Below are 8293 nucleotides of genomic sequence, written 5' to 3'. Positions count from 1 at the left end.
TCAGTAGATTCCTTTACTAAAACACCCATAAACAACCTCTACTCAATTATACCATGTTAATGGCTTCTTATCCTATTCAAACTACTCTTTGCATTTCATAGCCAAAGATAGCAGCTAGGTACTGCCAAGCTTAGCATTGATATTGTTTCTCAACCCACTCCTCATCACACGATTCTAGTCATCACTATACCACTTCATTTGAATTTTAACACGTCAGCACATCTTATTTTAAATTGAACACCTCTCCTATATTTTTAAATTATCTTTAAGAGTAGAAGAGGTGTTTTGTGTGAATATAATAGATAGAATAATTATAGTTCATTTTAAATGATTTTATTTTATCCATATATACATCAAGTTATCAAAACAGAATTCTTTTAAGCTTTCTGGACTTGCTGGCATAGTTATTATAAATAAGACGTTATAGCATTGACGGGGCCATACGAACAAAAAATAGAATTCTCTTTTTAGCAGGTCCCCTTTTTACATAACCTTATCCCAATTAGAATTTACTTTTTAAATTCTTTATATATTTTCTCTAATTCATTAAAATCCTTCTCTACTTGTTCCATTCCAGAATTAAGTTGATCTTGAGACTCTTTAGCCTTCTTAAACAGGTTTTCTGCTTTCTTTATTAATTCTCGTGCATTTGAATAATAATGCCATAGTGCATAACCTGATACTTCTTTAAAAACGTTCTCCGTTTCTAAAACAGCACCTTCAAAGGCTCTCTTAGCGTGTGTTAACGTATTATTTGTATCCATATACTCTCTGTTTTCTATCGCACGTCTGCTCTTTTTAGCCTTCTCAATTGCTTGACTTAAAGCAGGTAATAATTGCCTTTTAGCCTGATCACTCCCACCTGAAGTTTCTCTTGCCTTATTAAAATCAGATCCCGCTTTATCAATTTTAACCTTCATTTCATCAAGTTTTGTTTTTATTTTATCTAACTCCCCAGATATCTTCATAACCTCTTTTAACCGAGCATTAGCCTCTCTATTAATACCCTCAGACGCCTTAATTTCATTTAGAAATGAAAATTGCTCAACCACAGCTGCTCCTTGTTCTTTATTCAATATGCCTTCCTTTAAATTTTCTATAACGACTTCATTCTTAAGGTCATCTATATTCTGCCCTGCCTCTATATTATCATCGAGATTACCCTTGACAACTCTTTCTCCTTGCCTGCTTTCCCTAGCACCACCTAAACTTATAGCTTCTTTATACTCGTCTCTTCCGCTATTTTTTACATCAGTCTTAATATCATCCTTTTGACCGTCAAAAGATTTAATACCTACTTCATTGCTCTCTGAAGAATCTTCCTTGTTTTTCAACGAGTTTTCGACGTTATCTAGTATTGCATCGTATAGCCTACATGAAATAACACCACTCAATAAGCTAACTATCATTAACACTTTAATCATTGGCTTCATATTCTTCTACCTCTTACACAAGAATATGTACCATATTATATCATATATTTATTTTTATTTAGTAAATATTAAAATTAATATATTTTACTATTCTGCATAACTTAAGATAATTACTATTTTTTAATATATCATATAGTTTAGTGTTCTATCTTCTAGGACAAAGAGTAAACATTTTTCGATTTTGTACAAAACCCTGTGCGGCTACATTAGTTGCTAAAACCTAAATTGTTACTTGAATTGTAAGTACCGATTTTGCTTTGGGCCTGAGTATTTACTAATTGCAGTTATCGTAATTGCTTATTACTTGTTATGGGGTATCCTTAAAGGGCAGAAGAGGGTTTGTTACGCGCATAAAAGTGCCAGGTATTTTGTTATTGATGTTATTTTACTGGTTGTAAGTAGTGTATAAAATTGAAGGATATGAAGTATGAAATGGTTAAGGAAATCTCTGCAATCGTATCACAAAAGACAGCTGAAGACGTAAGTAAGGATTACCGGAAGAGCTGTGGACAATTTAAAACTTTAAGTAAAGATGATATCGAATTATTTAAAGTTTAGTAATTATGTTGAATCTAGAGTAAGGAAGCATAAAGAACATTTGAAAATACTGGGATAGTATTGTAGATGAGAAAAAAGCACTGGATGCAAGGATAGATGATAACAATAGGAGAATTAAATTAGCAGGCGATAGCCATATGAGGCTAGATTATACATTTAAAACCAATAAAGAAAATCTACTAAAAGAAATCGAACGAGCTGAGGCCAGCAATAGAACGCTTAAAGCAGAAAGAGATATTAAGCTTGAAGAACTTGAGAAGATTAAAACAGAGGCAGTGGAATTTGACTTGGAAGGTTTAGAGTTAGGGGGTTTTATGTTTTAGCGGGATCGTCTAGTGTTATACTTGCTACCAATACTATTTATACCATATATTGCTGGATGATACTCATATTATCTTTAATGTTGGACATATTTTTGACTCTTTATTTCTATAATCTATCAAAGATAGCAAATGAATTAGTGTTAATACATAAAGGCAATAAAAAAGGCAATAAAAAAACAAAGCCTGGTAGAAGAAATGGAGATAAGATTAGTCAGCACAGCAACAGTACTGACTAGATTGAATTCTTCTGTAAAGGATAGGGACATGAACACTAGTTTGCCGTATGCAAGTAGGAATAGGATGTTATAAAAGCTTTAAAAGCGTGGATTGCAGCGGGGGGATTAGAATTCTTTACTAAAAGAAATTCTATATCTCCCCGCTGTCAAATGTTAGTCCTAGGCTAGATTCTAAGCAATCTTTTTCAAAGATAAATATATGAATCCAACAGGACTGAACATATGAGTATCATAAGGGACTAAGATCAAACCTACTACTACTTGTGCTTAACCTTCATTGCTGCCTGCTGCATATTATGAGCAGCACCGCACAGTTTACCCAAAGCACCTTTAAACCTGTCAGGGGCTTCGTTCATGATGCCTCTTAATTCTGAAATAGAACCCTTAAGAAAAATATCAACTACATTGTCCATAAGGTTTTTAACGCATTCCTTAAGGCCTTCCTCTTTAACTTTTGAGTCGTTTTTCTGCTCATGCTGACCTTGCTTCTCATTGATATTATTCATACAAGACCCAGCAACATCACCAAAAGCCCCTACTACCTGCTTAACCTCTGCTATTGTTTTATTGCTACCATCCTCTATCATCTTTTCAAGTTTGCCAGCTAAATCTAACTTCCCCAAAGCAGTCTTAATGCTATCTAAAACCAGGCTAGCAGTATCATTTTGGTATCCAGCACCCACTAGAGATTTGAAAGCTAAATCAAGCTTCTTAGTTGATTTCTTAATCTCATCAATAAGCTCAGACTTCTTCTTATCATTTTGCTTAGTAATTTCAAAGGTAGCATCAACACTACTCTTAGCCTCAGCTGCAATCTTGTCAAGCTCCTCTCTACTTAAAGACTTAACCTCATCAGCAGACTTACCAGTAGCCTTACTAACCTCATTCACAGCCCTTTCAGCTACAACCTTAATATCCTCAACGGGTTTTTTGACCTTAATCTTACCCCTAACTTCAGCCCACCACTCGCAGCTGGCAAACAACATCAATACCGAAATACTTACTATTACTCTCATATGCATAACACACCTCTCCAACCAAAGGATACATCACAGTGGATAATAAACAATTTAGGAATCATGGAAGAGCCTTAGTCATGTTACAAACCCTTTGTGGCTGATAGCAGGGGAGGCATCACACAAAATAGCCTTAACAAGAGGTATGCTTTAGAAAAACAACGATTAGTGATGAAGGTTAGTAAAGGCTAATACTTAATCTTATGAGAAGCAGCACCTATATCGAGAGCTGCAGCCCGTAGTGTATTTAAGGCATCTTTAAACTTATAAGGTGAGTATCTTGAAGCAGAACCCAACTTATCACGAATGCCCTTTTCAAATAGATTAATTACATTCTCCATGAGAGTTTTAACACAAGCTTTGATTCCATTCGCTTGTGCATTGGCATACCCCCTAGTATACTCAATACTTTTTATACAAGAAATATCGCCACCAAATTTCAATACGGTCTTCTTGGCCTCTTCTATTATATGGATACCTCCACTCTCTATTATCGCAGCAAGCTTGCCAGCTAACTCCAACTTCTGCAAAGCGACCTTAAGATTATCCAACACCACATCCAAAATATCGTCACTGTACTCAACAGCAATTAAAGCCTTGAAAGCTAAATCAAGCTTCCCAACTGAGCCCCTAATACGGTCAATAAGCTCAGAATTATTCACAGAATCAGCAGACCTGCTTGTGGCCCCCCATCGCTGCTATTTGTAACATCAACACTGTAAGCAGCCTCAGCACTAGTCGCAGCATCTGCCGCAAACCGCTCAAGCTCATCTTTACTTAAAGCCTTAACCTCAGTCACAGACTTGCCAATAGCACTCCCAACCTCCTCAGCTATCCTTTCTGCTATAACCTTTGCCTGAATCCTGTATCGACTCAACTCCAGCCTTTCCCCTATTCTTATACCACCACACACAACCGACAATTAATACACAAAAAATCAATATTAGAACACACGACACGCACATATAAAACACAACCTCCCCTCAAAGGGTACTTCACAGTGGACAGTAAACAACTTAATAAATAGCAAGGAGGCAACACATAAAATAGTTTCCAATAAAATTTTAATACTTGTAGCAATAAAGCACGAATAAAACAATGTAAACTAGTCTTTATAATTAAGCATGAGTGTAGCTCTACCGATAAAATGAGCTGCGGCCTGTAGATTCTCCAATGCATCTTTAAACTTATCTGGTACGTTTACACCGGCTATCAGATCACGAACATTATCATGGAAATACGAACCTGCATTCTCCATAAGATCCTTCACACATAAATTAAGACCACTACTTGGTGCATCCGTCTGATCGCTATTGGCTTTAATATGCTTTATACAAGAGCCTAGATCACCCTCAAGCTTCACTACAGCTTCCAAAGCAGAATCTAGAGTCTGATTGATACTTTCTGCCATAGTTGCCAGCTTCCCTGCTAAAGATAACTGACCTAAAGCATGCTTCATATTCTCTAGAAATGGTTCCACAATATCACTACTGTATCCCGACCTCACTAGAGACCTAAAAGCCAAAACAAGCTTACCAGCCGCTTCTGTAATCTGCTTAATAACATCAGACCTATCCCTAATGCCAACCCGCTCTTCAGCACTCTTAAGAGCCGCCTCAGCGCTACTCCTAGCTTCATCTGTAAGCTGTCCAAGCTCATCTTTACTTAAAGACTTAGCCTCATCAGCAGACTTACCAGTAGACTTACTTACTTCCTCTGCTAATTTTGCCGCTTCAGCAGCAATTGACTCATCAGCAGACCCTACCCTAACTTTTTCCTTATCCTTGTCGTCCTTACAACCGATAAACAATATTAGCACTAAAATACCTACAATCTTTATGTACATAACAAAACATATCTCCCACACTCCAAAGGTACTGCATAATACGTAGCAAACAAATGATTTTTATAGCATACCTATAACTTAAAGATTTTACTCTGCTCCTAGTAACTATTGTTTTACTTCAAAATTAGTAGTACACTCGCCAGTCAAATGTTTGAGAATATTTAAAAGTATCCATACTAGAAATATTTAAAGTTTCCAAATACCAATTTCATTGTGCAACCCGAGTTTAGGATAGATATCTTCATAAATGACATGTTAACTTTTTTTTAAATTATATTTAAGGTCATATTTGCAAAATAAATAAATCGGATGCATCAGATGCTAACAATTCTTTGCACCCGAAGACCTAAACGATGACAAAGACAACAGTTTATATACTCATTAAAATATAAAGCACCATTAAACTCGTCTCTTGGGTTTAAATATGAGAATATTTTAATAAAATAAGAAAGAACCCGTCCTTCTGTAAGGACGGGTTCTTTTATTGTGTTTAAAGCCTTATTAAACTCATCCTGCCTTTGTTCCATTCTAGCTAGAACAGTTACTTTTAATGTCACGCTCTCTGCTCTCTTCTCTGGTCTAATGATGACTAAATCGCTAAGACTACCATTTACCTTTACTAAATTTATCTCTCCTCATTTGCTTATTTAAAGCCACAGCTGCTTGCCTTGCAGCATTAGCCTTCCTTAATAGCTCTCGATCTTTCTTAGCATCCTGTTGCTTATTTAGCTTGTCTTGTTCTTGCATAACGTCTTGTTGCCTAACCGATCCCTGTAGTGATACCACATCTTGTTTCTTCTGCTTTGGTGCTACATACCTCGTATTAGAGCCCTTCAACTCATCTTGTTGAGTGCCTCTATTAACGCCTAAATTCTTAACATAAACAGAGCCCGGTTCCTTCCCAGTTCCCTCGCCACCCCTCTTAAACTGCCTAGACCGAGACACAAACCTGATCTCAGACTTATTATTAAAAATGGACTTAAACACTTTAAGGATGCAAAAACCTGATACTAAAACATAGGTTATAAATAAAACAATCCCTACAATTAATAAAAATACTGTATTCATTTAATCCTCTCCCCTTACTTATAAAGTATACCCTGTTTGTCTTTTAGATACTTAAGTATTTAAATCTTTAATATATCTTCTTTAACACTAGTAAGTTGTAAATGTGGGATAAGTTATTATAGCTTTCCTGAATAGCGATAATTTGATACTGAGTATGAGTATGTAAAGCAAGCCTTATTAAATGCTAATAATAGTGTTGAAATTAAGATACCCAAAATTTTAAAATATAAATTACAATATCGTCTATCTTGGTAGCAAGAGAATTGTTATATTGCAAAACACTAACAATTTTTTATTCTCAGCACTCATTAAACAGCACCCCTTATTCACCTCTTAAACAATACTCTTAAATTTTAAATACTAGTTATCTAACTTAACTTAATTTTAATTTTTCCCACTTTTATCAAAACTACACTTCTCTTGACAATTTTTCTTATATATTTTTATTTATTGCTATTTCTATCTACCGGGAATTTATACAAGATATTTACTATAATAATGTATCCTCAATGAACCCGCTATATTTTAATATCTGAAAATAAAGAAAATAATTCGTATATTATTTAGCAAGAAAAATTGTCGTCTGGGTAAATAATATGAACGTATCCCTACTATTTAAAATAACACTAAATGAATTTACGCAAATTATACGATACTGTTCTTAATTAACAGATGGCTGTTTTAACTATTCAGTGCTCGCATATTGAAGCACTTATCTTCTCCAGTATTCTCTCTCCATTCTTATAGCAATATTCTCTTTTCAAAACATTAAAATTATCTCTACGTCTTCCCTCCCCTCCCCACTATTTACTAAATTGTTTATTATCTACTGTGATGTATCCTTTCATTGGAGAGGCTTTCGTGTCATGCATATGAGAAGAATAGTAAGTATTTTGATATTGGTTCTGTTTATCAGCTGTAAGTGGAACAAAGCTGAAGCAGAGGGGAAGGATGCCTATGGGGTGATTCAAGATACACCGGAGGTTGTAGCAGAAAAGGCAACTGAGGAGGTAAGTAAGGCTACTGGTAAGTCTGTGGCTGAGGTTAAGGCTTTAAGCAAAGATGAGCTTGATCGGTTTGCCGCGGATGCTGTGACTAGCGCTGAGGCGGCTATTAAGAGTGCTGAGGCACATAATAACCACAAAGATAACGCTAGTATTATTGATGAGATTAAACGAGCAGCTGGTAAGTTTGCTCTCGCTTTTAAGGCTCTAGTGGGCGCTGGATTCCGTGATGCTATGATTCCCGTGATAGGCAATATTAAGACCGCTTCCTTGAGGTTCGAGTTAGTTGGTAAGCTGGCCAGAATGCTAGAGAGTGGGAGTGGTACGATAGGAGAGGTTGGGCGAAACGTGGTAGAGTTTGGTGTCGCTGATTATTGTATAAGTGTTACTAAAGATAATCAGCACGCGGGTACAAAGGTAGCAGAGGGAGAACTTAAAGAGTGTGTTACGAATCTTATGGGCAGTATAGTTACTCTGTTTGATAAGGGAGTGCAGAGACAGTTGGAGCCCTTTATGAAAGGTGCACCTGAAAAGTTTAAAGACGCATTATTTAAACTGTGGAATGCAAATTTCACTATTCAAAGAGCACTGCTAAAGATTATGTAAATATTAGTTAGATCAGTGGCTAGCAGTGGTACTGTTCTCTCCGCTCCAGACATTCTCAAGATTTCTAGCCTACTGGCATGCTTAAGCAGTGGCTTCTGTATCGTTTGACAGTAAACATATGGCTTGTTGGCTTATTATTAATAATATTTAGATTCACATTCCTCTAAAGAGAGCTTGTTTGCTCAAACTAACCTTGACAAGTC

11 protein-coding genes are annotated in these 8293 nt (G+C 36.0%); 4 read left to right on the top strand and 7 right to left on the bottom strand.

What is annotated here, in order from left to right; all coding sequences use genetic code 11:
- Positions 1 to 509 precede the first annotated feature (509 nt).
- Complete coding sequence (locus tag QYZ68_RS04850) at positions 510 to 1433, bottom strand: hypothetical protein (protein ID WP_301384546.1); 924 nt, start codon at positions 1431 to 1433, stop codon at positions 510 to 512.
- A 420-nt stretch (positions 1434 to 1853) separates the two neighbouring features.
- Between QYZ68_RS04850 and QYZ68_RS04845 the strand changes: the two genes are divergently transcribed.
- The 3 genes from QYZ68_RS04845 (at position 1854) to QYZ68_RS04835 (ending at position 2550) form a co-directional block, all read left to right on the top strand.
- Positions 1854 to 1991 carry a hypothetical protein gene (locus tag QYZ68_RS04845; RefSeq protein WP_301384545.1) on the top strand — a complete coding sequence of 46 codons (138 nt, stop codon included), beginning with the start codon at positions 1854 to 1856 and terminating at the stop codon, positions 1989 to 1991.
- 137 nt (positions 1992 to 2128) lie between these two features.
- Entirely contained in the window at positions 2129 to 2314 is a 186-nt protein-coding gene (locus tag QYZ68_RS04840; RefSeq protein WP_301384544.1) for a hypothetical protein, read from the top strand.
- Between the two features lie 77 nt (positions 2315 to 2391).
- Positions 2392 to 2550: a hypothetical protein gene (locus QYZ68_RS04835; protein WP_301384543.1), complete on the top strand. Its 159-nt coding sequence runs from the start codon at positions 2392 to 2394 to the stop codon at positions 2548 to 2550.
- 257 nt (positions 2551 to 2807) lie between these two features.
- Here QYZ68_RS04835 and QYZ68_RS04830 read toward each other — a convergent pair whose 3' ends face one another.
- The 6 genes from QYZ68_RS04830 to QYZ68_RS04805 form a co-directional block, all read right to left on the bottom strand.
- Positions 2808 to 3572, bottom strand: coding sequence for a hypothetical protein (locus tag QYZ68_RS04830; RefSeq protein ID WP_301384542.1), 765 nt, complete (start codon positions 3570 to 3572; stop codon positions 2808 to 2810).
- A gap of 182 nt (positions 3573 to 3754) precedes the next feature.
- The gene (locus QYZ68_RS04825) at positions 3755 to 4228 is read right to left on the bottom strand and encodes a hypothetical protein (RefSeq protein WP_301384541.1); all 474 of its coding nucleotides are present in this window, start codon (positions 4226 to 4228) and stop codon (positions 3755 to 3757) included.
- A complete protein-coding gene (locus QYZ68_RS04820; RefSeq protein ID WP_301384540.1) occupies positions 4225 to 4479 on the bottom strand; it encodes a hypothetical protein in 255 nt (84 codons plus the stop codon). The genes QYZ68_RS04825 and QYZ68_RS04820 overlap by 4 nt, the downstream gene beginning before the upstream one ends.
- A 192-nt stretch (positions 4480 to 4671) precedes the next feature.
- Complete coding sequence (locus QYZ68_RS04815; protein WP_301384539.1) at positions 4672 to 5412, bottom strand: hypothetical protein; 741 nt, start codon at positions 5410 to 5412, stop codon at positions 4672 to 4674.
- 314 nt (positions 5413 to 5726) lie between these two features.
- A complete protein-coding gene (locus tag QYZ68_RS04810; protein ID WP_301384538.1) occupies positions 5727 to 5969 on the bottom strand; it encodes a hypothetical protein in 243 nt (80 codons plus the stop codon).
- 46 nt (positions 5970 to 6015) lie between these two features.
- Positions 6016 to 6480, bottom strand: a complete 465-nt coding sequence (locus QYZ68_RS04805) for a hypothetical protein (protein ID WP_301384537.1) — start codon at positions 6478 to 6480, stop codon at positions 6016 to 6018.
- A gap of 866 nt (positions 6481 to 7346) precedes the next feature.
- Here QYZ68_RS04805 and QYZ68_RS04800 point away from each other — a divergent pair.
- Entirely contained in the window at positions 7347 to 8090 is a 744-nt protein-coding gene (locus QYZ68_RS04800; RefSeq protein ID WP_301384536.1) for a hypothetical protein, read from the top strand.
- The last annotated feature ends 203 nt before the right edge of the window (positions 8091 to 8293 follow it).

The sequence above is a fragment of the Borrelia sp. P9F1 genome (genome assembly GCF_030436115.1).
In the GTDB taxonomy this organism is placed as follows: Bacteria; Spirochaetota; Spirochaetia; order Borreliales; family Borreliaceae; genus Borrelia.
Note: the sequence above shows the minus strand (reverse complement) of the source record. Positions and strands in the feature narration are given on the sequence as shown.

Excerpts from the sequence above, each read along its gene's own strand:
- QYZ68_RS04850 (WP_301384546.1), bottom strand. The coding sequence starts at position 1,433 with ATGAAGCCAATGATTAAAGTGTTAATGATAGTTAGCTTATTGAGTGGT.
- QYZ68_RS04845 (WP_301384545.1), top strand. The coding sequence starts at position 1,854 with ATGAAGTATGAAATGGTTAAGGAAATCTCTGCAATCGTATCACAAAAG.
- QYZ68_RS04840 (WP_301384544.1), top strand. The coding sequence starts at position 2,129 with ATGAGGCTAGATTATACATTTAAAACCAATAAAGAAAATCTACTAAAA.
- QYZ68_RS04835 (WP_301384543.1), top strand. The coding sequence starts at position 2,392 with ATGTTGGACATATTTTTGACTCTTTATTTCTATAATCTATCAAAGATA.
- QYZ68_RS04830 (WP_301384542.1), bottom strand. The coding sequence starts at position 3,572 with ATGCATATGAGAGTAATAGTAAGTATTTCGGTATTGATGTTGTTTGCC.
- QYZ68_RS04815 (WP_301384539.1), bottom strand. The coding sequence starts at position 5,412 with ATGTACATAAAGATTGTAGGTATTTTAGTGCTAATATTGTTTATCGGT.
- QYZ68_RS04805 (WP_301384537.1), bottom strand. The coding sequence starts at position 6,480 with ATGAATACAGTATTTTTATTAATTGTAGGGATTGTTTTATTTATAACC.
- QYZ68_RS04800 (WP_301384536.1), top strand. The coding sequence starts at position 7,347 with ATGCATATGAGAAGAATAGTAAGTATTTTGATATTGGTTCTGTTTATC.